Genomic DNA, 25,291 nt, shown 5'->3' with positions numbered 1-25,291 from the left:
CCGTCCGATTTTCGTGTTCAGGAAACCATGGCTGCCGTCGCACCCGTAGAACATGCCGCCGTCGCGGCGGTCGAGGCCAGCCTCGACGAGCGTATCTGCCAGTTCCTGGTCGCACGCGGTCGCCTCAAGGAAACCGATCTCGCGCGCGGCCGCCGCCTGCACGAGGAAGATCCGGCGGCCGGCAGCCTCGTGTCGTTGCTCACCCGGCTCGGCCTCGTGTCGGAGCGCGAGATGGCCGATGCGGTGTCGGAGCTGCTCAAGCTGCCGCTGCTGTCGTCGAAGGAATTCCCGGAGTCGCCGCCGGCGAACGTGCAGGCCTCGGTGCGCTTCCTCAAGCACCACCACGTCTGCCCGATCGCGGAGAGCGACACCGACGTGACCCTGCTCGTCGCCGATCCGGCCGACGCGTTCCCGGTGCAGGCGCTCGAGCTCGCAACCGGTCGCGAAGTCAAATTGAACATCGGCCTGCGCAGCGAAATCGACGACCTCATCGAGCGCTACTACGGCTCCGGCCGTTCAGCGATGGGGACGATCGTCGAGAACCTCACCGACGAGAACAACCGCAGCGAGGACGACATCGAGCACCTGCGCGACCTCGCATCGGAAGCGCCGGTCATCCGCCTCGTCAACCTGATCATCCAGCGCGCGGTCGAGCAGCGCGCGTCGGACATCCACGTCGAGCCGTTCGAGAACCGCCTCAAGGTGCGCTATCGCATCGACGGCGTGCTGCACGAGGTGGAATCGCCGCCCGCGGCGTCGACCGCGGCCGTGATCTCGCGCATCAAGATCATGGCCAAGCTCAACATCGCCGAGCGCCGCCTGCCGCAGGACGGCCGCATCATGATCCGCGTGCAGGGCAAGGAGCTCGACCTGCGCGTGTCGACCGTGCCGACCGCGCACGGAGAATCGGTCGTCATGCGTATCCTCGATCGCGAAGCCGTCGTGTTCGATTTCAAGACGCTCGGCTTCACCGACCAGTTCCTGCAGAAGTTCCTCAACGTGCTGGAACTGCCGCATGGCATCATGCTCGTCACCGGCCCTACCGGCTCGGGCAAGACGACCACGCTGTACACGGCGCTGAGCCAGCTCAATACCGCCGACGTCAAGATCATCACGGTCGAGGACCCGGTCGAGTACCAGATCGAAGGCATCAACCAGATCCAGGCCAAGCCGCAGATCGGGCTCGACTTCTCGCACGCGCTGCGTTCGATCGTGCGCCAGGACCCGGACATCATCATGATCGGCGAAATGCGCGACCTGGAAACCGCGAAGATCGCGATCCAGTCCGCGCTGACCGGCCACCTCGTGCTGTCGACCTTGCACACCAACAATGCCGCGGGTGGCATCACGCGCATGCTGGACATGGGCGTGGAGGACTACCTGCTCACGTCGACCGTCAACGGCATCCTCGCGCAGCGCCTCGTGCGCCGGCTCGACAAGTCCGTTGCGACACCGTTCGAGGCGATGCCCGAGGTCGTGCGTGAATACAAGCTCGACACCTTCACCGACGAACGCCCGATCAGGCTCTACAAGCCGGGCTCGAGCCCGACCAACCCGACCGGCTATTTCGGGCGTACGACGATCATGGAATTCCTCGTGATGTCGGACGCCCTGCGCCGTCTCATCATGCAACACGCCGGCATGGGCGAGATCGAGGAGCAGGCGCGCCGGGAAGGCATGCGCACGATGTTCGAGGATGGCCTGGTCAAGTCGCTGCAGGGCCAGACGACGATCGAGGAAGTCCTGCGCGTGACCTCGTCGGAAGGCTGATGAGACCGAGGCTCGTGATTCGGGATTCGGGATTCGTGCGCGTGGCACTCGTGGATCCGTCGGCTCGTTTCCCGCTTCACCGAAGCACCCATTTCCATTCACCGATCGCGGCGCCATGACCCTCTTCTACTACAAGGCCGTCACGCCCTCCGGCGAAACGCTCGAAGGGCAGTTCGAGCTCGCCACGCGCGACGAGGTGATCGGCAAGCTGCAGGATGCCGGCAACATCCCGCTCGAGGTGCGCGAGGCCGACAGCGGCGATTCGGCCAGCCTGTTCGCGGCGCTGTTCAAGCGCGCCACCTTGCGCGAGTCGCAGGTCGTGCAGTTCACCCAGCAGCTCGCGACCCTGCTCGGCGCGGGCCAGCCGCTCGACCGCGCGCTGCAGATCCTGCTCGACCTGCCGGAGAGCGAAAAAGCCAAGCGCATGCTCGAGCGCGTGCGCGACCAGGTGCGCGGCGGCACGCCGCTGTCGGACGCGCTCGAGGCCGAGCACGGCAGCTTCTCGCGCCTGTACGTCAACATGGTCCGCGCGGGCGAGGCCGGCGGTTCGCTCGACGACACGCTCGCGCGCCTGGCCGACTACCTCGAACGGAGCGCCAACCTCAAGAGCAGCGTGATCAACGCGATGATCTACCCGGCGTTCCTCGTCGGCATGGTGCTCGTGTCGCTGATGGTGCTGCTCGTCTACGTCGTGCCGCAGTTCGCGCCGATGTTCGAGGACATGAACATCGAGATGCCGCTGATCACGCGCGTCGTGCTCGGCGTCGGCTCCGCGCTGCAGAGCTTCTGGTGGCTGATCCTCGTCGCGATCGTGCTGGCGATCGGCTGGCTGCGGCGGCAGATGGCCGATCCGCCGTCGCGCCTGAAGATCGACGAGCGCCTGCTCGGCATGCGCGTGGTCGGCGACATCGTGCGCAAGGTGGAGACCGCGCGCGTGGCGCGCACGCTGGGCACGCTGCTGAAGAACGGCGTGCCGCTGCTCGCGGCGCTGACCGTCGCGCGCAACGTGATGACCAACACCGCGCTGGCCGAGTCGGTCGGCGCGGCCGCCGAGGACGTCAAGACCGGCGGCGGGCTCGGCTATGCGCTCGCGCAATCCAAGCGCTTCCCCAAGCTCGCATTGCAGATGATCAGCGTCGGCGAGGAGTCGGGCGAGCTCGACACGATGCTGATGAAGGTCGCCGATACGTTCGACGTCGAAGTGAAGAACACGCTCGACCGCCTGCTCGCGGCGCTCGTGCCCGCGACGACGATCGTCATGACCGTCATCGTCGCGATGATCATGCTCGCCATCGTCATGCCGATCATGAACATCGCCGGCGCCGTGCGCTGACGCGCCATCCACCGATCCACAGAGGGCCATACCGACCATGAACATGCATTCGCACCGCAAGACCCTTTCGCGTTCGCGCGGCTTCAGCCTGATCGAGATGCTCGCGGTCATCGTGCTGATCGGCATCGTCGCCGGCATCGTCGTCAACCAGGTCGGCAAGAACGTCGACAAGGGCAAATGGGGCGCGGGCAAGGCCGCGGTGGGCAAGCTTTCCGGCTCGGTCGACTCGTACGCGCTCGACAACGGTTCGGCGCCCGCGCGCCTCGAGGACCTCGTGACCAAGCCGGGCAATGCGCAGAACTGGCAGGGGCCGTACGCGAAAGCGTCGGACCTCAAGGATCCGTTCGGCCACGCCTACCAGTACAAGTCGCCGGGCGAACACGGCGACTACGACATCGTGTTCCTCGGCAAGGACGGCCAGGCCGGCGGCGATGGCGCCAATGCGGATTACGGCAACTGGCAATGAAACGCAGGGAATCGGGAATCGGGAATAGGGAATGGTCCGGACGCGACGCTTCGCTGCGCGCGGTCGTTCCCCATTCCCCATTCCCCATTCCCCATTCCCGGCGCCCACGCTCCGGCGGCTTCACGCTCATCGAGCTGATGGCCGTGATCCTGCTGCTCGCGATCGCGCTGACGATCGTTTCGGTGGGCTTTTCCAAGAGCCTGCAGGCGGCGAAGGTGCGCGCGGCGAGCCGCGACCTCGTCGCCGCGCTGCGCTATACGCGCGGCCAGGCGATCGTGAAGGGGCAGGCGCAGGCGCTCGTGCTCGACCTCGGTGAAAATTCCTACACGGCGCCGGGCAAGGGCGCGAAGAAGCTGCCGCCGGACATGACGTTGCGGCTGACCACGGCCGACACCGAAGTCGTCGGCGATCACCGCGGCGGCATCCGTTTCTTCCCCGACGGCAGTTCCACCGGCGGGCACATCTCCGTGCTGCTCGGCCAACGCGAGTGGCGCATCAACGTCGCCTGGCTGACCGGCGAGATCGCCCTCGACGAGAAGCCCGAATAGCGCCCATGCCGACCACGCACGCGAACTCGGGCGCGACCTCGCTGTCCATCTGAACGATGACCTGCGCACGCCGACAACCTGCCGCCCGCATCCGCATGCGCGGCTTCAGCCTGATCGAGATGATCGCGGCGTTCCTCGTGTTCGCCATCGCGATCGGCGTGCTGATGTCCGTGCTCACCGCCTCGATCCGCAACACGCGCATGTCGTCCGACTACACGATGGCGGCGTTGTGGGCGCAGTCCAAGCTCGACGTCGTCGGCGTCGGCGAGCCGGTCGAGGAAGGCCACACGAGCGGCCGCTTCGACGACGTGTACAGCTGGGACCTCGACATCAGGCAGGTCGATCCGAGCGCGGTCGAGCCGCCGCCGCAGCAGCCGGTGGCGATGGCCGGCCCGCAAGCGCAGGGGCGCGGACAGCCTCCCGCGACGGTATCGGCGACCCAGGCCGGCAACAGCGGCGCAATCGACATGTCGCCGTTCGACATCTACCAGGTCGATCTCGTCGTGTCGTGGGGCGGTCGTGCCGGCGGGCAGCCGCGCACCGCGCACTTCGGCACGCTGCGCGCGGTCAATCCCGATCCGAATCGCCCGCAAGGCGCGTCCGGCGGCTTGTCGATGCGTACCGGTGGGAAACGATGAAGCGCGGGTCCGCCGCCGGCTTCACCCTGCTCGAGGTGATGCTCGCGATCCTCCTGCTCGCGTTGCTGCTCGCGGGCAGCTATGGCGCGATCCGCACCGCCGTGCACGCGATGCATTCGGGCGAGAGCGCGATCGACCGCACCAATCGACTGCGCGTCGCGCAGGAGTTCATGCGCCATCAGATCAGCCGCATCATGCCGCTGCCGTTCGGGCGCGACGAGAGCACGAACACCAACCTGATCTTCGAGGGGCGGCGCGATTTCATCCGTTTCGTCGCGCCGATGCCGGGCTATCTCTCGAAGGGCGGCCCGTACGTGCAGACCCTCGCGTTCAAGGGCGGGCGCGGCGGGCGGCAGCTCCTGTTCAACGACGAAATGCTCAACGGCTTCGATCCCGAGGCGAAGTCGGACAACGAACCCTCGCTGCTGCTCGACCAGATCGAAGAAGGGCACTTCGAGTTCCGCACGCTCGACGAGAACGGCGAACTCACGGACTGGTCCGACGACTGGGACGATCCGAGCATGACGCCGGTGATGATCCGCATCGTCGCGCGCATGAGCCCGGAGGCGCGCGTCGAGTTCCCGCCGATGGACATCCCGCTGATGCTCGACGCCGGCTCCGCGCGGCGGCAGCAGCCGTTCCAGACCTTCGGCGCGCGCAGCGCGCTCAAGCCGGTGAAGGCGCGATGAGCCGGCGCCGCATCCCCGGCCGGCACACGCCTGGCGCGCAGCGCGGCGTGGCGTTCCTGCTCGTGCTGTGGGTCGTCGCGATGTTGTCGATCCTGCTCGGCAGCTTCGCGCTGGTCGCGCGCACCGAGAACCTGCAGGCGCGCCACCTGTTCGACACGACGCAGGCGCGCTACGCCGCCGAAGCCGGACTCAACCTGGCCGTGTACGAGCTGCGCAAGAACGACCCACTGCAACGCTGGGTCGGCGACGGCCGGCCGTACGTGTTCGGCTACGGCGACGCCGAGATCGAAGTCCGCATCAACGACGATTCGGGCAAGCTCGACCTCAACTCGGTCGCGGGCGGCGATCCGCAGATGCTGGTGCGCCTGTTCACCTCGCATGGCGTCCCGCTCGATCAGGCGCAGGCCCTCGCCGACGCGGTCGCGGACTGGGTCGACCCGGACGACGAGTCGCGCCTGAACGGCGCGGAGATCGCCCAGTACAAGGCGGCCGGCCTGTCCTACGGCCCGCGCAATGCGCCGTTCGACACGATCTCCGAGCTGCAGCAGGTGCTCGGCATGAATTACGACCTGTACACCCGCCTGGAGCCGGCGCTGACGATCTATTCGGGCCGCTCGGCACCCGACGTCGGCTTCGCCAACTACGACGCGATCCTCGCCCAGGAAGGCATGACCCCGGAGTGCGCCCAGCAGATCGTCGATGCGCAACGGGCCATGCAGCCCGGCGACGCGGCCGCGCCGCAGACGATCTGCGACGTGACCCTGTCCGGCGTAGCGGGCGGCGGGGGCCTCACGTATAGTGTCAAATCCCGTGCGAAGCTGCCCAATGGCGCAAGCACGACCCTGGATGCGACCATCCGCATGGGCGGAATCAATCCGGCCGGCCGGCCTTACGTGATTCTGCGCTGGCGTGATGGGGAAACTTCCTGAAACCGTGAACCCGACCCTCGACAGACAACTGGCGCGTCTGCGGACACGCCTTGCCAAGACGCCGCTGCCGGGCTTTTTCGCCTGGTGGGGGCGCGAACTGCTCGCGTGCCTGCCGGCGCGCTGGCGCGCCATGCTGTCCGAGCGGTCCGAGTCGCTGCTGCTCGGCCTCGATGGCGACGAACTCGTCGTGTGGCGCGAGAAGGCCGGCGCATCGACCGAGTATGCGCGCATCCGCCGCGACCAGCCGGTCGAAGCGCAGGACGCGGAGTTCCGCCGCCTGCGTGCCGCGATCGAGGACCCGCAAGTGCGCACGGTGTTCTGCATCCCGGCTTCGCGCGTGCTCGCGCGCGTGCTGAGCCTGCCTGCCGCGGCGACCGACAACCTGCGCCAGGTGCTGTCGTTCGAGATGGACCGGCAGACGCCGTTCAAGGCCGACCAGGTCTATTTCGACAGTCGCGTGCTCGGCCACGACGCGAGCGGCCGCAACGCGCAGGTCGAGCTCGTGCTGATCCCGCGTGCGCAGCTCGACCAGGAGCTCGGCGCGCTGCCGCCCGCGGCGGCGGAACTCGACGCGGTCGACAGCTGGAGCGCGGCGCCGGGCGCGTCGCGTCGCCAGACGAACCTGCTGCCGCCGGAGAAGCGCACGCGCCGGCGTGACATGCGCCTGCCGCTCAACCTCGGCCTCGCCGCCCTCGCGGTCGTGCTGCTCGTCGTCAACATGGACGAGTCGCTCGCCAATCGCACCGCCGCGCTTGAAGCGATGCAGGCGGAAGTGGAGAAGGCCGGCAACGAGGCCAAGCAGGTCGCCGCGCTGCGCAAGACGCTGGCCGATTCGATCAGCGGTGCGAACTTCCTCACCGACAAGAAGCGCAAGGGCCCGCTCACCGTCGCGCTGCTCGACGACCTCACGCGGCGCCTGCCGGAAGACACGTATCTCGAACGCCTGCAGATCGAGAACAAGCAGGTGCAGCTGCAGGGCCAGGCGAACGAGGCGGCCAAGTTGATCGCCTTGCTCGGCGCATCGCCGTGCCTCGGCAACCCCGGCTTCCAGGGTCAGGTGCAGCCGGATGCGCGCACCGGCAAGGAGCGCTTCCAGATCAATGCGGACCTCAAGGAATGCAGTCCGCAGAACGAAGCGAAAGCGCCGCCCAAGCCCGAGGGCGCGGCCCGCAAGATGCTCGACGCCGCCGCCGGCGACAAGCAGGCTGCCGCCGCTGCGGCGAAGTCGCCGGGCAAGGACGCGCCCGCGGACTCTCCCGCGGAGCCGAAGAAGGGCGACGCATCCGCCGCCCCGCGCAAGGGCGCCCCTGCAGCCGGCGCACGCGCGGACAAGCATGCAGCAGCCGCCGGCGCGGAGAAGAAGAAGTGACGCCGAGTCGATTCCAGCCGAAGGATGGACGCTTCCTGGCCGTCGTCCTGCTCCTCATCGTGCTGATGCTGGTCTACCTGGCCGGCATCCACTGGTGGTTCGTCGCGCCGCACCTGCAGGTATCGAGCGACATGCAGGACCTGCGCGATCAGCAGCTGCGCTTCCGCCAGACGATCGCCGAAAAGCCGGAGATCGAGAAGCGGCTCGCCGAAGTGCGGGCGTACGAACAGGGCAACCAGGCGTTCCTCTCGGAAACCGACGTCAATGCCGCGTCGGCCGCGCTGATCCAGCGCCTCAAGGCGGCGATGAGCGAGCACGCCAAGGACGAGAGCCGCTGCCAGAACGTGAGCACGCAGAGCTACAACGGCGGCGAGGAGGAACTCTACAAGCGCGTGACGGTGCAGGCGCGCCTGAAGTGTGACCTCGAGCCGCTCGCCGCGATCCTGTACGACCTCGAGAATGGCAAGCCGTACCTGTTCATCGACCAGGTCATGATCTACAAGCAGCAGACCTACACGCCGCCGGGCGCGAAGGTCGCGCCGGTTCCGCTCGACGTGCGCTTCAATGTCAACGGTTACCTGCGCCAGCCGGGCAAGGCGGCCAAATGAACGTCCGCGCCGCCCGATTGACCACGAACGTGCTCGCCGGCACCTGTGCCTTGCTCGCGCTGGTCGCGATCCTGCAATACGCCGGGCTCGGCCGCGGCTACACCTGGGCGCCGGATGCGGAGCCCAGCGACGACCATGCGCCGCTCGCGAACATCGACAAGCGCGCGGTGCAGATGCCGCCCGCGTCGGCGTTCGCCGCGGTCGAGGAGCATCCGTTGTTCAACGAGGACCGCAAGCCCACGCCGGTCGATCCGAAGGCCGGCGAGGAATCGATCGAGCCGGCGAGCCCGCTCAACATCGCGTTGACCGGCGTCATCCTCGACGAAGCGAACCACGTGCGCGTGGCGATGTTCCAGGACAAGGCGCGGAACCAAGCGGTCGCCCTGAAGGTCGGAATGCCGCTCGAGGGCGAACAGGCCAGCTGGACGCTGGTCGAGGTCAAGCCGCGGAGTGCCGTGTTCAGGAATTCCGCGAACGAGACGACCGAAGTCGAGCTCGAAACCGCGCTGGCGCCGACCCAAGGCGCCGGGGCGCGCGCGGCGAAGCCGGCGAATCGGCCCGGCAACAAGCCGCCGCCGCCGCGCGGCGGCAATGCGGGGGCGAAAGGGGGCGATGCGAGCCAGGACCTGGCGCGGCGCATCGAGGAACGGCGCAAGCAGATGCGCGAAGATGCGGAACGCCTGCGCAACGGCGGCAGACCCGCGCAACAGAAAAAGTGATGGAGTGAGCCACGTGCGATTCCGACTGACTATCCTCCTGCTGAGCCTCGGCCTCGCGCTGCTGGGCGGCTGCGCCACGCCGGGGCCGAAAACCACCAAGCGCACGGGCGGCGACATCCTCACCGCCGAGACGATCCTCAAGCCGGCGGCGCCACTGCCGACCGACGATGGCGTCAGTGGCATCGCGATCTCGCCCGAGGCGAGATCCGATCGCCCGCCGCCGAAGCCGGAGATCGAAGTCGGCACCGCGCAGTTCTTCAAGAAGCAACCGGCGCCGTCCACGGGTGGCGGCGGCGAGGGGCAGGTCACGTTCAATTTCGAGAACCAGCCGATCCAGGCGGTGGTGAAGGCGATCCTCGGCGACATGCTGCAGGAGAACTACACGATTGCGCCGAACGTCGGCGGCAACGTCACCTACTCGACCTCCCGGCCGATCCGCCGCGAGGATGCGATGGCGGTGCTCGAAATGCTGCTGTCGTGGACCGGCAACGCGATGGTGCGCGAAGGCGGGCGCTACACGGTGCTGCAGTCCAAGGACGCCATCGCCGGCAAGCTCACGCCGCGCGTCGGCGCGACGCAGCAGCCCGGCTACGCGCTGCGCATCTATCCGCTCAAGTACGTGTCGCCGAGCGAGATGGCCAAGCTGCTCAAGCCCTATGCGAAGCCCGACGCGTTCGTCAGCATCGATCCGAACCGCAGCCTGCTCGTGCTCGCCGGCAACCCGGCCGAGCTCGACAACTACCAGCGCACCATCGACACGTTCGACATCGACTGGATGAAGGGCATGTCGATCGGCGTGTTCGCGATGCAGCACGTCGAAGTCGCCAAGCTCATGCCCGATCTCGACGCGCTGTTCGGCGCGAAGGGCGAGTCGCCGCTCGCCGGCATGTTCCGCTTCATGCCGATCGAGCAGACCAACTCGATGATCGTGATCACGCCGCAGCCGGAGTACCTCAAGCAGGCGGAAGAGTGGCTGTACCGCCTCGACCGCGGCGGCGCGGAGAACTCGACGCAGCTCTACATCTACAACGTCAAGAACCTCAAGGCCGTCGACATCGCCGACTACCTCAGCCAGATCTTCCTAGGAACGTCGGGGACCTCGCACAGCAGCAGTTCGGGTCGCGTCGGCCAGGGCCTGCGCCCGATGACGATCGGCGGGATCGGCGGCGCCGGTGGTTCGATGAACTACCAGAATTCGCTGCGGCCGCAGGCGAAGGAAGAGAAGGCGGCGCCGGTGTCCTCGCCGGCCGCCGCGCCCGGCGCGACGGGCGGCAAGAAGGAAACCGACATCCGCATCTCCGCGATCGAAGAAAACAACCAGCTCATGATCATGGCGCAGCCGGTCGAGTGGGAGCAGATCCAGGCTGCGATCCGCAAGCTCGACGTGCAGCCGCTGCAGGTGCAGATCGAAGCGCGCATCCTCGAGGTGGGGCTTACCGGAGGTTTGTCGTACGGCGTGCAGTGGTATCTCAATGGCCTCATGGGTACGGCGACCGGTTCGGCGCAGGAGAACGGGCGCTATCCGATCGATTTTTCCGGCAACCGCTGGGATCGCCACCGCCTCTCGCTCGGCGCAACGAACAACGTGGCGCCCACCAGCACCGGTGGGTTCTTCTATTCGTTCCTGAGCAAGAACTTCGAAGTCGCGATCAACGCGCTCGAGAAGGAAGGGCAGGCGAAGACCCTTTCGGCGCCTTCGCTGGTCGTGCTCAACAACCAGGAAGCGCAGATCAACGTCGGTAGCCAGCTGCCGGTCACGCAGACCTCGGTGATCGGCCTCAACGGTGTCGGTGGAACGACGGGCACCGGCTACAACAGCGTGCAATACCTCAATACGGGCGTGCAGCTTTCGGTCACGCCGCGCGTGAATCCGGGCGGCCTCGTCTACATCGACGTGCAGCAGGAAGTGAGCAATCCGCCGGCGGGCTACCGATCCGATTCCGGTTCCAATCCGGCGATCGAGCAGCGCCAGCTGCAGACGCAGATCGCGGTGCAGAGTGGTCAGACCGTCATGCTCGGCGGCCTCATCCGCGACATCGACAACACGACCGATACGCACGTTCCGCTGCTCGGCCGCATTCCCGTCATCGGCAATCTCTTCGGCAACACGAGCCACGACAAGCAGCGCACGGAATTGATCGTGCTGATCACGCCGCGCGTGATCGCCAACAGCGACGACGCGCGCCAGGTCACCGAGGACTACATCCGCCAGTTCGAATCGCTGGCGCCGCTGCGCACGAGCACCTCGGTTGCACCTGCGCCGGAGCCTGCGCCCGAGCCAGCCAGCACCTATCCCGCGCAGGATGCCGCCGCGCCGCGCGACGACGCCAACAAGGAGCCGCCCCGTGATCATTGACAGACTGCCGAAATCCGTCACGCTCGTCGCGTGTGCGCTCGTCGCGCTCGCCGGCTGCACCGACAGGGCCAATCCCGACAACGTCGACCGGCGTTCGGTCGAACGCTGGAACCATCTCATCGCCCACGAAGCGGAGAAGGCCTACGACTACCTCACGCCCGGCTTCCGCGAGACGCAGACGCGCGAGGTGTACGCCACGGCGATGAACAACCGGCCGATGCAATGGAAGAGCGCGACGTTCAAGCGCAAGGAGTGTGAGGAAGACCGCTGTACGGTTTACGTGGACGTGGCATACGCGCTCAAGATGCCCGGCGGAATGGCAGGTACGGTGTCTTCGACGAGCACCCAAACCGAAACCTGGATCCGCGTCGACGGCGAGTGGTATTTTCTTCCCAAGTAATTGAATTCGCGGCCATATTGGGGTGTTGGGAAGAGGGATTGCACGACCCTTTCCTTTGTCTTAACATGGCCGCGCTGTTGCCTGACCTCGCCCATGCCCCATGGGGCACGTGGCTATCGGAGCGGGGTTGGCGGTAAAGCAAAAAGCCCTGTGGTCAAATTTAGGAGTGTTGCGATGAAGAGAAACAGCTTGACGACTGCCGTCGTCGCCGGTATCGCCGGCGTCGCTGGCTTCGCGGGCCTGGCGAACGCCGTCGACCTTAATCCCGATGGCGTCGGTCAGGTTCTTATCTATCCGTACTTCACGGTCAACAAGAGCCAGGACACCCTGCTCTCGGTCGTGAACACGGCCGACGTCGGCAAGGCGGTGAAGGTGCGCTTCCTCGAAGGCTACAACAGCCGCGAAGTGCTCGACTTCAACCTGTTCCTGTCGCCGCACGACGTGTGGACGGGTGCCGTGACGCAGGTGTCGGACGATGGTGGCGCCCAGCTCATCACGTCGGACCACAGCTGCACGGACACGATCTCGAACCCGCAGCCGTTCCTGCCGTACGCCTACGACGGTTCGCTCGCTCCGGCGCAGCCGGCCGACAACGGCCCGCAGGACATCACGCGTACGCGTGAAGGCTACGTCGAGATCATCACGATGGGCGACATCATCCCGGGCAGCGACCTGGATGCGGTGACGACCCACAACCAGACCGGCACGCCGGACGCGGGCACGCCGGATTGCGGCGCGCCGGTCGGCAACGACACGGCCACGGCGGCTGACCTGCAGACCCCGACCAGCGGTCTGTTCGGTGGCGGCGCGATCGCCAACGTCGGCTCGGGCACGTACTTCGCGTACAACGCCGATGCGATCGAAGGCTTCTACGACAACCCGACGGGCAACCTGTACACGCCGGCCGGCTCGCTGCTGCCGTCGCTGCAGTCCGCCAGCAACGCGGCGGTCCCGGGTGGCGCGCAGGCGTTCCTGTTCCTGAACAACGGCCAGCTGCTGACCGCGAACTATGCTCGCGGCATCGACGCGGTGAGCGCGGTGTTCATGGCCGACGCGGTGTACAACGAGTACTTCGTCGACGACGTGAACTTCGGTGCGGCTTCCGACTGGGTGCTGACGTTCCCGACCAAGCGCTTCTACGTCGACAAGTACGTCTATCCGTTCGCGGTCACGGCTCCGTTCGTCGAGCCGTTCGACAACACGGCTGACGGCGAGTCGCGCGTGAACCTCGCGATCGTCACGTACGACCGCGAAGAGCTGAACTCGGTCGTCAACGTGCCGCGCTGCCCGTCGCCGGTCAATCCGGTGACCTGCTTCTCGCAGTCGCCGTTCCTCGGTCACGAAGTCAACGTCCTGTCGTTCCTCGGTCCGGACACGGCGACGCCGTCGGAGTCGACGGTGCTCGGCTCGAACCTGTTCAAGACGGTCAATGCGGTCGGTCTCGACGGTTGGTCGAACCTCGACCTGTACAGCGGCGACGGCGGCCACGTGCTGGCTGGCGGCCTGCTCGCTGGCGGCGGCGCGGTCAACCTGAACGGTCTGCCGGTCACGGGCTTCTACGCGATGAACGTGATCAACACCAACGCGAACCCGGGCATGCTGGCGAACTACAGTGGCGTGTGGCGTCATCGCACGCACCGTTCGTGCTCGGCCAATGGTGCGGATCCGGCCTGCTCGTAATATCGCAGGTTGTTGCACGATGTACCGGAGGGGCCCGCAAGGGCCCCTTCTTTTTTGCCGGAAGCGCCCTTTTCTGCCGGGACTGCGACGCGGGCCGCAGCTTCGGAGTGCCGATTAACAGGTTGTTTATGGCGGCGTCATCGTCCCGCGAGTAGAATGAAGACGCCGTCTTTTGCCCTCATTCAGGTCACATGCCCGTGAAATCTACGCGTTTGCTGCCGATCGCAGCCGGTGTCTTCCTCCTTGCGTGTGCCGCAACCACGCACGCGCAGACGACGATCAACCTGAATACCGCCAACGGCAATTGCGTGGCCGTCACCGATGCGGCCGGCCTGAGCACGGATTCCACGCCGGGTAGCGTCAGCCTGCGTGCGAATGGCGTCACGCTCACGGCAGGCGCGCCCGGTGCGTGCAACCCGGTCGGTGGTTCGTCGTCGATGTTCCAGGCCAACGTGCAGACGTCCGGCAGCCAGACGCCCGGCACGCCCTTCACGCCCGCCGTAGGCTCGCCGTTCTACGTGATCTGGTCCGCGTCGGCCGACGCGACCGCATGTACGTACGGCGGCAATTTCAGCAGCGGCATCACGGGCTGGAACCTCGGTTCGCGCGCATGCACCGATGGCGCCTCGTGCTCCGCGACGCATGCGGTCCAGGTCACGCCGACGGCGGCGGGCAATTACAGTTTCAGTGTCACCTGCACGAATGCGAGCGGCTACGCCGCGACCTCGGGCGTGAACGTTCCGCAACCGGCGACGCCGGCGCCGACGCCCAATCCCATTCCGCTCACTGCACCGGCCGGCGCCTCGGCCGGAGTCGCCTTCGCGGTGACGTGGCCGCAGATGCAGAACGCCGCGCGCTGCGTCGGCACGGGTACGCTCGGCGGCACGCCGACCACGTCACTCGGCGACTGGAACACGATCACCACGGTCAGCAATACGGCTGCGAATTCGCGTAGCGTCGTCGTGCCGTCGACAGCGACGGGCACGCTCAAGCTCACGCTGACCTGCTGGAACGCGGACGACTCGGCCTCTGCGACCGGCACCACCGGCGACATCGCGATCACGCCGCCCGCCGCCGGCAACTGCCCGGCGACGATCACCGCCGCCGATGGTCCACGCAACCTGCTGACGACGAGTGACGTGCGCTACGGCACGCAGAGCGGCACGCGCATGAACGTGAACCTCAGCGAATGGGACAACGTCTGGGGCCACGGCACCGGCAGTCCCACCGAAGGCATCACGCCGTGGCCGGGTGTGTCCGGTTCGGCCCCGACGATCCTCGCGTTCAAGCGCGACAGCTACGTCGGCATCCATTTCAAGACACCGGTGTCGCCGGCGCCGGGCACCGCGGGCACGTGGTTCAACCCGACGTCCAACCCGGGTCCCAACCTCACGATGGCGATCAGCACCCAGTGCGGTGACTTCACCAACCACCTGCCGTCGCCCGGTTGCCGTGTCGAGAACGTTCCCACTGCCGATGCGCCGATGGTCTACTGGTGGTTCGGCACGACGTTCCCGAACACGAGCTGCAACCTGCAGCCGAACACGAACTACTACGTCAATATCATGCAGACGGACAAGGCGTCGACGCTCGAGTGCAGCGGCAACGTCTGTCCGGCCGCTGCCTGGCGCCAGTAGCAGCAACCGACCAGCCGGTGCCTCGGCACCGGCGAAGCAGGAGCGCGGCACTTCGGTGCCGCGCTTCATTTTTCAGACGAGAACACGACGATGCCGAATCCATTGCGGTCGCTGCTCCTGGCCGCCTTCTTCATCAGCAGTCTTCCTTGCATCGCCGCGGGAACGCAGGACCGCCCTGGTGAAGTCGTCGCGACGCAAGGCAGCGCGACCATCACCTTCGCCGATATCGACGCGTTCGCCGAGCGGATCCCGGAGGGCAAGCGTCCCGGTTTCTTCAGCAGTCCGCAGCGCATCGAAACCATGATGATCAGCCTGCTGCTGCAGCGCCAGCTCGCCAACGAGGCCCGCAAGCTGGGCATCGACAAGGATCCGGCGCTGGCGAAGGATGGCAAGGCGCCCACCGACGAAGTGCTCTCCGCCGCGCGCGTCGAGCGTTTCAAGGCCGACCTCGTGCTGCCCGACTTCAGCAAGCTCGCGCAGGAGCAGTACATCGCGCACAAGGACGCGTACGCCATCCCGGCGGACATCACCGTGCAGAACGTACTCGTCACGATCAAGGATCGCGGCGACGGCAAGACCCCGATGGATCGGACCGAGCAGATTGCCGCGGCCAAGGCGATCGCCGAGAAGGTGGCGGCCGAGGCGACGGCGCATCCCGACCAGTTCGATGCGCTCGTCGACACCTACTCCGACGACCCGGACAAGGCGACGGGCAGGGGCCGCGTCGAGGATGCCGGCAATGCGACCAAGTACGCGAAGGAATTCGCAGCCGCCTCCCGCGCGTTGCAGAACCCCGGCGACATCTCGCCCGTCACGCGCACCACCTACGGTTTCCACGTGATCAAGCTGCTCGAGCGCAAGCCGGCCCAGCAGCGCTCCTTCGCCGAGGTGAAGGACGAGATCATCAAGCGACTGCGCGACGAGTATGTCGAGAAGGAGGTCCGGTTCCATACGGACAGCCTGCGCAACCTGCCCATCGACGCCAATGAACAGGCTGTCGCTTCGCTGCGCTCGCGCTATGGCGCGCTCGCGGAAGTTCCAGCCGCGGCGGGCGCCAAGCCCTGAAAGGGTCGGAGCCGCATTCGCGGCTCCGCGAGCACGCATTCTCGGCCGGATATCATGGCGACCGGCAAACGGGCCAACGCATGAACGCCATGTCTTCCACGACGCTGACCCTGCGCTTCCTCCAGCGCGAGTTCCGCGAGCGCTTCACCGGCAGCCTTTCGGGAAGCGCGTGGGCGTTGCTGCAGCCCTTGCTGCAGCTCGGCGTCTACTCGTTCGTGTTCGTGCACGTGTTCAAGGCCCGCATACCGGGCGCCGATGCGCCAGGCTACGTGCCTTTCCTCGTCACCGCGTTGTGGCCGTGGACCGCGTTTTCCGAAGCGGTTCTGCGCTCGACCACCGTGATACAGAACAACGCGGCCCTCATCGGCAAAGTCGCCCTGCCGCGCGAGGTACTCGTTTTCGCCAGCGTGTGCACGAGTTTCGCCGTGCACGTCGCCGGCTTCGTCGCGATCCTGCTGGTGCTGCGCGTCGGCAATGCCGGGATTGCGCTCGGGGGACTGCCGCTCGCACTGATGTCGTACGTTCCACTCTTCGCGCTTGCGCTCGGCATCTCGCTCGCCTGCGCAGCCGTACAGGTCTTCGTGCGCGACCTTGCCCAATTGCTCGTGCAGCTGCTGCCGCTCATGATGTTCGGCGCCCCGGTGTTCTACGACCGCGCATTGCTGCCGCCGGCGGTGCAGCCGTGGCTGTCGCTCAATCCGTTCACGTTCTATGCCGATGCGTTCCGGGTGACCCTGCTGCACCACGGCAGTGTCGCCTGGTCGTCGGTCGCCATCGCCGTGGCCGTCGCCGCCCTCGTCCTCGTCGCGGGAATCGGCGTATTCCGTCGCCTCGACGCGCACTTCGAAGATTTCCTGTGAGCGAACTCCTGATCGAAGCGCGCGGCCTCGGCAAGGCCTATCCGAAGGTCCATCGCAGCGGCGATCGCCTGCGCGCGCTCGGTCGGCTGCTCTTCCGCGGCGAGGACGGCGACCGCATCAGCGTGTTGCGCGACGTCGACCTCGAAGTGCGGCGCGGCGAGTCGCTCGGGCTGATCGGCGCCAATGGCGCCGGCAAGTCGACGTTGCTCAAGCTCATCACCGGCGTGCTCACGCCGAGCAGCGGCAGCGTGCGCGTGCGTGGCAAGGTCGGCGCGTTGCTCGAGCTCGGCGCCGGCTTCCATCCCGAGTACAGCGGGCGCGACAACATCGCGATGGCTGCCGCGCTGCATGGTCTGGACGGCGCCGAACTGCGCCGACGCCTGCCCGAGATCATCGCCTTCGCCGACATCGGTGATTACATCGATGAGCCGGTCAAGCACTACTCGTCGGGCATGGTCGTGCGCCTCGGTTTCGCGGTGATCGCCTCGCTCAAGCCGGACCTCCTCGTCACCGACGAGGTCCTCGCGGTCGGCGACGAGTCGTTCCAGAAGAAGTGCGTCCGCTGGATGCAGGACTACCTCGACGGCGGCGGCACCCTGATCCTCGTTTCGCACAGCATGTACCACGTGCAGAAGCTGTGCCGGCATGCGTGCTGGCTGCGCGACGGCGAGGTCGCGATGACCGGCGATGTGTTCGACGTGACGCAGGCGTACCTCGCCTGGCACGAGCGCAAGTCCGCGCCGCAGGAAACCTCGCCGAACCCCGACCGCCGCAACGTCGAGTTCAGCGTGCTGGACATGAGCCTCGACGGGCAGACCGGCGAGCAGCCGGTGTTGCTGGGGCAGGGCGAGCCGCTCGAGGTCCGCTGCCGCATCCGTTCGCGCGAGGACCGCATGCCGAGCGTCGCCATCGGCGTCACGCGCGCCGACGGCACGCCGGTGTATGGCGTCAGCACGGACATGGACGGCCACCATCCGCAACGCCTCGCTGCCGGGGAATATGCCTGCCGCCTCGTCTTCGATGCGTTGCCGCTGCTGCCCGGCAGCTATACCGTACGCGTCCATCCGCTGGACCCGGAGGGCGTACGCGTGTTCGACACGATGGAACGCACCCTGACGGTTCGCGGCGCCACGCGCGAATTCGGCCTCGTGCGACTCGCGCACCGTTGGGACACGCTGCCCGGGGAGGCGCGCCATGAATGACGAAACCGCGCTGCCGTTCACCGGCGAGCGCTTCACGCCCGAGTGCGTGCGCGAGATCTGGTATGAACACTGGCACCGCTATGCCTTCGCGCGACGACTGGCGACCGGCCGGCGCGTGCTCGACGCGGCATGCGGCGAAGGCTACGGGTCGGCGATGCTCGCCTCGGTCGCCGCGGACGTCGTCGGCATCGACGTCGATGCCGCGTCGATCACCCACGCGCGCGCCCGCTACGGCGGCGCTCCCCGGCTGCGCTACGAGCAGGCCGATGCGACGGCGTTGCCGTTCGAGGACGGTGCCTTCGACCTCGTCGTGTCGTTCGAGACGCTGGAGCACCTCGCCGCCCAGGAAACGCTGCTGGCCGGCTTCGCGCGCGTGCTCGCCGACGACGGCCTGCTGCTGGTTTCCTCGCCGGACAAGCACACCTACAGCGACGTGGCTGGTTTCCGCAACGAATTCCACGTGCGCGAGCTGTACCGGGACGAGTTGCTCGCGTTGTTGCGGCCGCACTTCCCGCACGTGCGCCTGTACGGTCAGAAGCTGTTGTTCCAGTCGACCCTGTGGGAGCTCGACGCCGGCGCGCCGGCGACCTGCGAAGCCCTCACGGCCGACGCGGGCGCCGGGCAGGTCGTGCCCGGCCTCGGCTACGCGCCGCTGTATTTCGTCGCCCTGTGCGGCCGGCGCGGCCTCCCCGCGGAGCTGCCCGCATTGTCGTTGTTCGGCGACGCGGGCGAATCGGTTTATGCGCACTACAATCACGAAATCCGCAAGAACATTGGCGCCGGTGGGCGCATCGCCGAACTCGAAGCCGAACTCGAGCGATTGCGTGCCCGGCCGGAGCCCGCGCCAGCGCGCGATTGGCGCTGGTGGCGACGAAAGCGATAGGCCATGAGCGAATTCAACTACCAGATCAACTACGGCACGCAGCCGGCCAAGCTTCCCGCGCAGCCACGCATCGATCCGGCCGCGCCGCTGTATGCGTCCGAGGACGGCGTGGTCGCATCGTTGTCGAACAACGAGTGCATCTTCCAGGTCAAGCGTAGCGGCGAGACGCACGTGATGACCTTCCAGGTGTTGCAGGCGCTCGACCAGGCGCGCGAGTTCCGCACGCTCGACGAGCACGTCGCGCGCATCCTCACGACGATCCCGAGCCTCACCGCACAGCGCGATGACGTCATGCGCGTGCTCGACAGCCTGGTCAAACGCGAGCTGCTGGTCGCCGACCGCGACTTCCTTGCGCGTGCCGCGGTCGCGCCGGCGCGCGAACCCGCGCCGCTTCGCGCGGTGTTCATCCGCGCCTGCGACCGCCCCGATCAGGCCGCACACCTGTTCGCGTCGCTGGCCGACTACGAACGGCGCCATCGCGCCAACCGGCACTACGTTCTGGTCGACGATTCGTCCTCGCGCGAGGCGGCGAACCGCCACCGCGACCTGCTGCGCGAATTCGCGCGCGCGACCGGCTGCAAGCTCACCTACATCGGTTCGGCCGAGCGCGAGCGCCTGGTCGAGAAGTTCGCACGCGCGGTGCCGCAGGCGGCACCGATCCTGCCCGGACTGCTCGGCGGCAGCGGCGAGCGCGGCCGCTTCGGCGGCGGCAGCGGCTGGAATCTCGCGCTCCTGCTTTCGGCGGGCGCGCGCGCGGTGCTGCTCGACGACGATCACCGCCTGCCGCTGCGGCGGCTCGAGGATGCACGCGAAGGCCTCGATCCGAATCCGGCTGCCGCGGCCACGACGCGCTTCTTCCGCAACATCGAGAACGCGCTCGGGGCCGGCGAGGAAGTCGAGGAAGATCCTTTCGAGCTGCATCTCGCCGCGGTGGGCCATACGCTCGCCGCGGTGACCGGCCAGCGCCGCTACGCGATCGAGGCCTCCGCCCTGCGCGGCCTGACACTGAGCAGGCTCGACCATCTGCGCGGCGACGCACCCGTCCTGGCCACGCACCACGGCGCCTACGGCAGCTCGCGTTCCGAGGCGGGCCAGTGGCTCTACCAGCTGTCGCCGGCGGATCGCGCCGAGTTCACGCGCGATCGCGACAGCTACCTGCGCAACGTAGAGATGGGCAGCATCTGGTACGGCTTCCGCCAGGCGCGCGCGAGCGGGGTGGCCAACTTCACGCCGTTCGCGCTCGACAACAGCGTCATGTTGCCGTGCACGAACCCACTCGGCCGCGGCGAGGACGCATTGTTCTCGCGCGTGACCGAGCTTTGCCACGGCGGTTCACTCATGCTCGAACTGCCGGTCGCCGTCGGCCACGTGCAGGAGACGCAGCGCAAGCGTTCGCCGCTCACGCTCGCCGCCCACACGCCCCGCTTCAACTACTTCGTCGCCGACTTCATCCGTACCCGCCTGCCGGAATTCAGCGCGGATGATCCGGCGCAGCGCCTGCACCTGCTCGCCGCGCACCTGCGGGACATCGCTGGCGCTAGCGAGGCCGGCCGCGTGCGCCAGTTGCAGGAATACCTCGCCTATTCACGCGCGGATCTCATCGAGCGGCTGCAGGGACAGTACGACGCCGCGCCGGACGCGCCGATCTACTGGCAGGCCGACGTTCGCTCCATCATCGAAGCCAACGGGCGCGCGCTGATCGCGCCCGCGGCGCCCCGCCTCGGCGACTGGCCCGAGGCCATCGACGCGCCCGGCTGCGCGCAACGCCTGCGCACGGAGCTGGGCGAACTCGCCGGTTGCTTCGAGGCGTGGCCCGCGCTGTGGAACTGCGCGCGCGAGCAGGGCGAGCGCCTGCTCGGCGCGGTCTGAACGCAGCCGTGGCGGCGACCGGCAGCGGACTCACGAGTTTCGTCGTCGTCGCTGCCGACAGCGGGCCATTGCTCGACGACTGCATCGCGTCCGTACTCGGCGCAGCCGATGCGTTCGAGCTCGTCCTCGTCGACAACGCGTCCACCGACGGCAGCATCGGACGCGTGCTCGCCGCGCATGGGCACGACGCGCGGCTGCGTCTCCTGCGCAACCCGTCCAACCTCGGCTTCGGTCCGGCCTGCAATCGCGGCGCCGGGTTCGCGCGCGGCGACGTGCTGGTGTTCCTCAATCCCGACTGCATCGCGCCGACCGATCTCGCCGCGCGCCTGCGCGCGACGCTCGCGTCCGCGCCGGACCTCGGCGTGCTCGGCGTGCAGGTGACCGATCCCGCCGGCGTGCCCGCGCGCGGCAACCGTCGCCGCGATCCGACCCTGCGTCGTGCGCTGGTGACGCTCAGCGGACTCGCGCGCTTCGAGCCGCGCTGGCCGGCGTTGCAGGGCGTCGAGATGCCGCCGGCAACGGACGAGGACGTGGAAACGGTCGAGGCCGTGTCGGGCGCCTGCCTCGTGTTGCCGCGGGCCGCGTTCGAACGCGTCGGTGGCTTCGACGAGGGGTATTTCCTGCACGCCGAGGATCTCGACCTGTGCCGCCGCGTGAGGGACGCGGGCCTGCGCGTCGCGATCGATCCACGGATCCGCGTCGCGCATGCGCAGGGCGCGTCGAGCCGTTCGCGCCCGCTGTTCGTCGCGCGCCACAAGCATCGTGGACTCTGGCGCTATTTCCGCAAGTTCGACCCGGCCGCGCGCAACCCGCTGCTGCGCGCGATCGTATTCATCGGCATCTGGGCGCACTTCGCGCTGCAGGCGCCGCTGCTCGTGCTGCGCGGCCTGCGCCGCGCAGCACGATGACCGGTCAGGCGGACTTCTTCGCCGCGCTGCGGTAGAGCAGCCAGCCGACGAAGGCGAGGACGACGAGGCCGACGTACTTGTTGAAGTGCAGCGCCTCGGGTGCCGCCAGCACGTCCGCGCGGCTCGACACGACGATCGGGATCGCGATGAGGATGCCCATGAGCGCTTCGCCCGTGATGAGGCCGGCCGAGAACAGGGTGCCCGGACGATGCACGCGGTCGCGTTCCTCCTCGTCGTGGGGGTGCACGCCGTGCGCACGCTCGACGAGCCAGGAAATCAGGCCGCCGAGGAAGATCGGCACCATGAGTTCGATCGGCAGGTAGATGCCGATCGCGGCACCGAGCACGGGCACGCGGAAATGCGAACCGCGGCGCTTGAGCCACTCGTCGAGCGCGATGATCGCCGCGCCGATGAGCGCACCGATGCCGATCATGTCCCATGGCAGGTGGCCGCCGAACAGGCCTTCTGCGACCGACTTCATGAGCATTGCCTGCGGCGCTTCGAGCGAGTTCGGGTGATCGGGTGTCTTCGGGCCGATGCCGTACGCGGCCGACAGCAGGTTCAGCACCGGTGCCATCACGAGCGCGCAGGAGAACGCGCCGATCATCAGCATGAGCTGCTGCTTCCACGGCGTCGCGCCGACGAGGTAGCCGGCCTTGAGATCCTGCAGGTTGTCGCCGCCGACCGCGGCCGCGCAGCACACCACGGCGCCGATCATGATCGCTGCGACCGGGCCGATCTTCGATTCGTGACCGAGCAGGAGCATGAGCACGACCGAGGCGAACAGGATCGTCGCGATCGTGATGCCCGAAACCGGATTGTTCGACGAGCCGACGAGTCCGGCGAGGTAGCCCGATACCGACACGAACAGGAACCCGGCGACGATCATGATGATCGTCATCGGCACGCTCACCGTCCACATGCCGACGATCGCCTGGTAGAGCGCGAGCAGCGGCAGGGTGAACGCGACGAGGGCGATCAGCATCCACTTCATCGGCAGGTCGCGTTCGGTTTCGGCGACCGCGACCGCGCCGCCGCTCTTGCGTGCCGCGGCGATGCCGCTCCGGATGCCGGAGACGAGCGATTTGCGCAGGGAGAACAGCGTCCAGACGCCGCCGATGAGCATCGCGCCGACGCCGAGGTAGCGCACCTGCGCCGAGCGGATCAGTGCGGCCGCATCGGCTGCGCTCGCGCCGGCGAGCTGGGCGGCGAGCGCGGGGTCATGGTTCATGAAGAACGCGTGGTAGAGCGGAATCGCGATGTTGTAGGACAGGATGCTGCCCGACACGACGACGATGCTCACGTTGAGGCCGATGATGTAGCCGACGCCGAGCAGCGCCGGCGACAGGTTCGTGCCCATGTAGCCGAGGAACTTGCCGAAGAAACCGGACCAGGTCGCGTTGTCCGGGATGAGGCGCATGCCGCTTTCGGCGGCGAGCTTGACCACGGCGCCGATCGCGCCCGCGACGGCGAGGATCTTCACGCCCGGCCCGGGATTCTCGCCTGCGCGCAGCACTTCGGCGGCCGCCTTGCCTTCAGGAAATGCGAGCGGCTCTTCGATGATCATCGAACGGCGCAGCGGCACCGAGAAGAGGACGCCGAGCAGGCCACCGAGGCCGGCGATCGCGAGCACCCACGAATACTTGAAGTCCTGCCACGCGCCGAGCATGACCAACGCGGGGATCGTGAAGATCACGCCTGCCGCGATCGACGAGCCGGCCGAGGCGCCCGTCTGCACGATGTTGTTCTCGAGGATCGTGCCGCCGCCGAGCAGCCGCAACACGGCCATCGACACGACCGCCGCCGGGATGGCCGTGGCGATGGTGAGGCCGGCGAACAGGCCGAGATAGGCGTTCGCGGCGGCGAGGATCATCGCCAGGACGATCGAGAGGACTATTGCACGTCCAGTGAGCTGTTGATTCGGCCGGGGGGCTCCGGATGCCGCATCGATTGTTGCCAGGATGCCGCCAATCAGCACCAATATCATGCAGATAGCGACCAGGATTCCGCCGGAGACCGCTCCCAACACGCTACACAGGATCAAGCAGCCACCAATTGCTCTGGATCTTGTATTGATCGCCAGCGCACCAAGGACTACTGCGGCGAACGAAAACAGGAGCCCTAGCCAGCCTGCGCCTATGATCGAACCGGCGTGCTCGATTTCAAAAGCAGTCCCTAGGCCCCCGAAAAACAAGGTAGTTACGGCCGCAAATATTGCGAGAATTCCCGCAATCAGTGAGATGATTCCGCCGCTCTTTCTCACAAGGCCCCCGAAGTGTGTAGATAGTTGGTCATCATAGATCGGTCCAAAATAAGCGTCGATTCTCGGTCGACTCGACTAGTCCCGAGGCTTCCCGAACAGGACCGACCTCGTGTCTTTGAATGGCCAAGCCCATTGCGACAAGTGAAGGCTCCACGGTGGCACACCATGGCGGGTTAGGGCGGCGGTGTAAAGACAGAGTTGCCCCTATGGGTTTCGATGCCGATTGATGCCGTCGCGCAGGCTCATTGCGGCACGCCGCGCTGCATCGGCGAAGCCCTCGCCGTTGGACGCGTAGAGGATTGCGCGCGACGAGCTGATCATGAGTCCCGTGCCATCCGCGGTGCGGCCATTCTTCACCACGGCTTCGACGTCGCCGCCTTGCGCGCCGACGCCGGGCACGAGCAGCGGCACGTCGCCGATGCGGCTTCGCACGTCGGCGAGTTCTTCCGGCCAGGTCGCGCCGACGACGAGCGCGCAGTTGCCGTTGCCGTTCCATTCGCGCGCGACGAGTTCGGCGACGTGCTGGTAGAGCTTGCGGCTGCCGACGTCGAGTTCCTGCAGGTCGCGCGAACCGGGATTGGAGGTGCGGCAGAGCAGGATCACGCCCTTGTCGGCACGGTCGAGGAATGGCTGCACCGAATCGCGGCCGAGATACGGGTTCACCGTGACCGCATCGGCGCGATAGCGCTCGAAGGCTTCGGCGGCGTAGTGCTGCGCGGTCGAGCCGATGTCGCCGCGCTTGGCATCGAGGATCACCGGTACGCCGGGATGCGTGGCGTGGACGTGCGCGATGAGCCGTTCAAGCGCGTCTTCCGCGCCGTGCGCGGCGAAGTGCGCGATCTGCGGCTTGAACGCGCAGACGAGGTCGGCGGTCGCGTCCACGATCGCGCGGCAGAACGCGAACACCGCGTCGGGATCGCCGGCCAGGCATGCCGGGAACCTGGTCGGTTCCGGATCGAGGCCCACGCAGACGAGCGTGTCCGCATCCTGCCAGCGCCGTCGTACTGTTTCGAGAAAATGCACGCCGTGTTCCCGCGGTGGTCCGCCTGTCCGGCGGAGATGAAGGTCGTGTACCGACGTCCGTCGGGCGACGCGCGCG

At 67.3% G+C, this 25,291-nt stretch carries 22 protein-coding genes; 20 read left to right on the top strand and 2 right to left on the bottom strand.

From position 1 onward, the window contains the following. Positions 1–27: 27 nt before the first annotated feature. The 20 genes from gspE to EV148_RS00535 all read left to right on the top strand — a co-directional run bounded on the left by gspE (position 28) and on the right by EV148_RS00535 (position 21,929). The gene (gspE, locus tag EV148_RS00630; RefSeq protein WP_131991924.1) at positions 28–1,770 is read left to right on the top strand and encodes a type II secretion system ATPase GspE; all 1,743 of its coding nucleotides are present in this window, start codon (positions 28–30) and stop codon (positions 1,768–1,770) included. Between the two features lie 115 nt (positions 1,771–1,885). Further along, the gene (gene gspF, locus EV148_RS00625; protein WP_131991921.1) at positions 1,886–3,103 is read left to right on the top strand and encodes a type II secretion system inner membrane protein GspF; all 1,218 of its coding nucleotides are present in this window, start codon (positions 1,886–1,888) and stop codon (positions 3,101–3,103) included. Between the two features lie 37 nt (positions 3,104–3,140). After that, positions 3,141–3,569: a type II secretion system major pseudopilin GspG gene (gspG, locus tag EV148_RS00620; protein ID WP_241987935.1), complete on the top strand. Its 429-nt coding sequence runs from the start codon at positions 3,141–3,143 to the stop codon at positions 3,567–3,569. A gap of 86 nt (positions 3,570–3,655) precedes the next feature. Then, the gene (locus EV148_RS00615) at positions 3,656–4,117 is read left to right on the top strand and encodes a GspH/FimT family pseudopilin (RefSeq protein ID WP_310734923.1); all 462 of its coding nucleotides are present in this window, start codon (positions 3,656–3,658) and stop codon (positions 4,115–4,117) included. Between the two features lie 95 nt (positions 4,118–4,212). Then, on the top strand, positions 4,213–4,755 hold the full coding sequence (locus tag EV148_RS00610) for a type IV pilus modification PilV family protein (RefSeq protein ID WP_131991915.1): 543 nt from the start codon (positions 4,213–4,215) through the stop codon (positions 4,753–4,755). Further along, positions 4,752–5,444 carry a prepilin-type N-terminal cleavage/methylation domain-containing protein gene (locus tag EV148_RS00605; RefSeq protein ID WP_131991912.1) on the top strand — a complete coding sequence of 231 codons (693 nt, stop codon included), beginning with the start codon at positions 4,752–4,754 and terminating at the stop codon, positions 5,442–5,444. The genes EV148_RS00610 and EV148_RS00605 overlap by 4 nt, the downstream gene beginning before the upstream one ends. Next, positions 5,441–6,373, top strand: coding sequence for a type II secretion system minor pseudopilin (locus EV148_RS00600; RefSeq protein WP_131991909.1), 933 nt, complete (start codon positions 5,441–5,443; stop codon positions 6,371–6,373). Before EV148_RS00605 ends, EV148_RS00600 begins: the two co-directional genes overlap by 4 nt. Positions 6,374–6,377: 4 nt before the next feature. Beyond that, on the top strand, positions 6,378–7,742 hold the full coding sequence (locus EV148_RS00595; protein WP_158287247.1) for a PilN domain-containing protein: 1,365 nt from the start codon (positions 6,378–6,380) through the stop codon (positions 7,740–7,742). Then, positions 7,739–8,350: a type II secretion system protein GspM gene (gene gspM, locus EV148_RS00590; RefSeq protein WP_158287246.1), complete on the top strand. Its 612-nt coding sequence runs from the start codon at positions 7,739–7,741 to the stop codon at positions 8,348–8,350. Before EV148_RS00595 ends, gspM begins: the two co-directional genes overlap by 4 nt. Beyond that, a complete protein-coding gene (locus EV148_RS00585; protein ID WP_131991900.1) occupies positions 8,347–9,069 on the top strand; it encodes a hypothetical protein in 723 nt (240 codons plus the stop codon). The genes gspM and EV148_RS00585 overlap by 4 nt, the downstream gene beginning before the upstream one ends. Before the next feature lie 13 nt (positions 9,070–9,082). Continuing rightward, the gene (gene gspD, locus EV148_RS00580; RefSeq protein WP_241987934.1) at positions 9,083–11,425 is read left to right on the top strand and encodes a type II secretion system secretin GspD; all 2,343 of its coding nucleotides are present in this window, start codon (positions 9,083–9,085) and stop codon (positions 11,423–11,425) included. Then, positions 11,415–11,825 (top strand): hypothetical protein, encoded by a 411-nt coding sequence (locus tag EV148_RS00575; protein ID WP_131991894.1) that lies wholly within the window; start codon positions 11,415–11,417, stop codon positions 11,823–11,825. Before gspD ends, EV148_RS00575 begins: the two co-directional genes overlap by 11 nt. Before the next feature lie 174 nt (positions 11,826–11,999). Further along, entirely contained in the window at positions 12,000–13,505 is a 1,506-nt protein-coding gene (locus EV148_RS00570) for a hypothetical protein (RefSeq protein ID WP_131991891.1), read from the top strand. 197 nt (positions 13,506–13,702) lie between these two features. Next, a complete protein-coding gene (locus EV148_RS00565) occupies positions 13,703–15,142 on the top strand; it encodes a hypothetical protein (protein WP_131991888.1) in 1,440 nt (479 codons plus the stop codon). A 90-nt stretch (positions 15,143–15,232) separates the two neighbouring features. After that, positions 15,233–16,207 (top strand): peptidylprolyl isomerase, encoded by a 975-nt coding sequence (locus EV148_RS00560; protein WP_131991885.1) that lies wholly within the window; start codon positions 15,233–15,235, stop codon positions 16,205–16,207. Between the two features lie 89 nt (positions 16,208–16,296). Beyond that, on the top strand, positions 16,297–17,067 hold the full coding sequence (locus EV148_RS00555) for an ABC transporter permease (protein ID WP_158287245.1): 771 nt from the start codon (positions 16,297–16,299) through the stop codon (positions 17,065–17,067). Continuing rightward, positions 17,064–18,269 carry an ABC transporter ATP-binding protein gene (locus EV148_RS00550; protein ID WP_131991879.1) on the top strand — a complete coding sequence of 402 codons (1,206 nt, stop codon included), beginning with the start codon at positions 17,064–17,066 and terminating at the stop codon, positions 18,267–18,269. Before EV148_RS00555 ends, EV148_RS00550 begins: the two co-directional genes overlap by 4 nt. Then, on the top strand, positions 18,262–19,152 hold the full coding sequence (locus EV148_RS00545) for a class I SAM-dependent methyltransferase (RefSeq protein ID WP_131991876.1): 891 nt from the start codon (positions 18,262–18,264) through the stop codon (positions 19,150–19,152). The genes EV148_RS00550 and EV148_RS00545 overlap by 8 nt, the downstream gene beginning before the upstream one ends. A gap of 3 nt (positions 19,153–19,155) precedes the next feature. Further along, positions 19,156–21,021 carry a hypothetical protein gene (locus EV148_RS00540; RefSeq protein WP_131991873.1) on the top strand — a complete coding sequence of 622 codons (1,866 nt, stop codon included), beginning with the start codon at positions 19,156–19,158 and terminating at the stop codon, positions 21,019–21,021. An 8-nt stretch (positions 21,022–21,029) separates the two neighbouring features. Then, positions 21,030–21,929, top strand: a complete 900-nt coding sequence (locus tag EV148_RS00535; RefSeq protein ID WP_241987933.1) for a glycosyltransferase family 2 protein — start codon at positions 21,030–21,032, stop codon at positions 21,927–21,929. A 4-nt stretch (positions 21,930–21,933) separates the two neighbouring features. Here EV148_RS00535 and EV148_RS00530 read toward each other — a convergent pair whose 3' ends face one another. Both EV148_RS00530 and pyrF read right to left on the bottom strand, forming a co-directional pair. Further along, entirely contained in the window at positions 21,934–23,916 is a 1,983-nt protein-coding gene (locus EV148_RS00530; RefSeq protein ID WP_131991870.1) for an OPT family oligopeptide transporter, read from the bottom strand. A 480-nt stretch (positions 23,917–24,396) separates the two neighbouring features. Continuing rightward, on the bottom strand, positions 24,397–25,215 hold the full coding sequence (gene pyrF / locus EV148_RS00525; RefSeq protein ID WP_131991867.1) for an orotidine-5'-phosphate decarboxylase: 819 nt from the start codon (positions 25,213–25,215) through the stop codon (positions 24,397–24,399). Positions 25,216–25,291: the final 76 nt, after the last annotated feature.

The organism is Dokdonella fugitiva (assembly GCF_004342425.1).
Taxonomy (GTDB): Bacteria; Pseudomonadota; Gammaproteobacteria; order Xanthomonadales; family Rhodanobacteraceae; genus Dokdonella_A; species Dokdonella_A fugitiva.
This window is presented reverse-complemented; position numbering and strand designations above follow the sequence as displayed.

Excerpts from the sequence above, each read along its gene's own strand:
- gspE (WP_131991924.1), top strand. The coding sequence starts at position 28 with ATGGCTGCCGTCGCACCCGTAGAACATGCCGCCGTCGCGGCGGTCGAG.
- gspF (WP_131991921.1), top strand. The coding sequence starts at position 1,886 with ATGACCCTCTTCTACTACAAGGCCGTCACGCCCTCCGGCGAAACGCTC.
- gspG (WP_241987935.1), top strand. The coding sequence starts at position 3,141 with ATGAACATGCATTCGCACCGCAAGACCCTTTCGCGTTCGCGCGGCTTC.
- EV148_RS00610 (WP_131991915.1), top strand. The coding sequence starts at position 4,213 with ATGCGCGGCTTCAGCCTGATCGAGATGATCGCGGCGTTCCTCGTGTTC.
- EV148_RS00605 (WP_131991912.1), top strand. The coding sequence starts at position 4,752 with ATGAAGCGCGGGTCCGCCGCCGGCTTCACCCTGCTCGAGGTGATGCTC.
- EV148_RS00600 (WP_131991909.1), top strand. The coding sequence starts at position 5,441 with ATGAGCCGGCGCCGCATCCCCGGCCGGCACACGCCTGGCGCGCAGCGC.
- EV148_RS00585 (WP_131991900.1), top strand. The coding sequence starts at position 8,347 with ATGAACGTCCGCGCCGCCCGATTGACCACGAACGTGCTCGCCGGCACC.
- EV148_RS00570 (WP_131991891.1), top strand. The coding sequence starts at position 12,000 with ATGAAGAGAAACAGCTTGACGACTGCCGTCGTCGCCGGTATCGCCGGC.
- EV148_RS00560 (WP_131991885.1), top strand. The coding sequence starts at position 15,233 with ATGCCGAATCCATTGCGGTCGCTGCTCCTGGCCGCCTTCTTCATCAGC.
- EV148_RS00555 (WP_158287245.1), top strand. The coding sequence starts at position 16,297 with ATGTCTTCCACGACGCTGACCCTGCGCTTCCTCCAGCGCGAGTTCCGC.
- EV148_RS00545 (WP_131991876.1), top strand. The coding sequence starts at position 18,262 with ATGAATGACGAAACCGCGCTGCCGTTCACCGGCGAGCGCTTCACGCCC.
- EV148_RS00540 (WP_131991873.1), top strand. The coding sequence starts at position 19,156 with ATGAGCGAATTCAACTACCAGATCAACTACGGCACGCAGCCGGCCAAG.
- EV148_RS00530 (WP_131991870.1), bottom strand. The coding sequence starts at position 23,916 with ATGATATTGGTGCTGATTGGCGGCATCCTGGCAACAATCGATGCGGCA.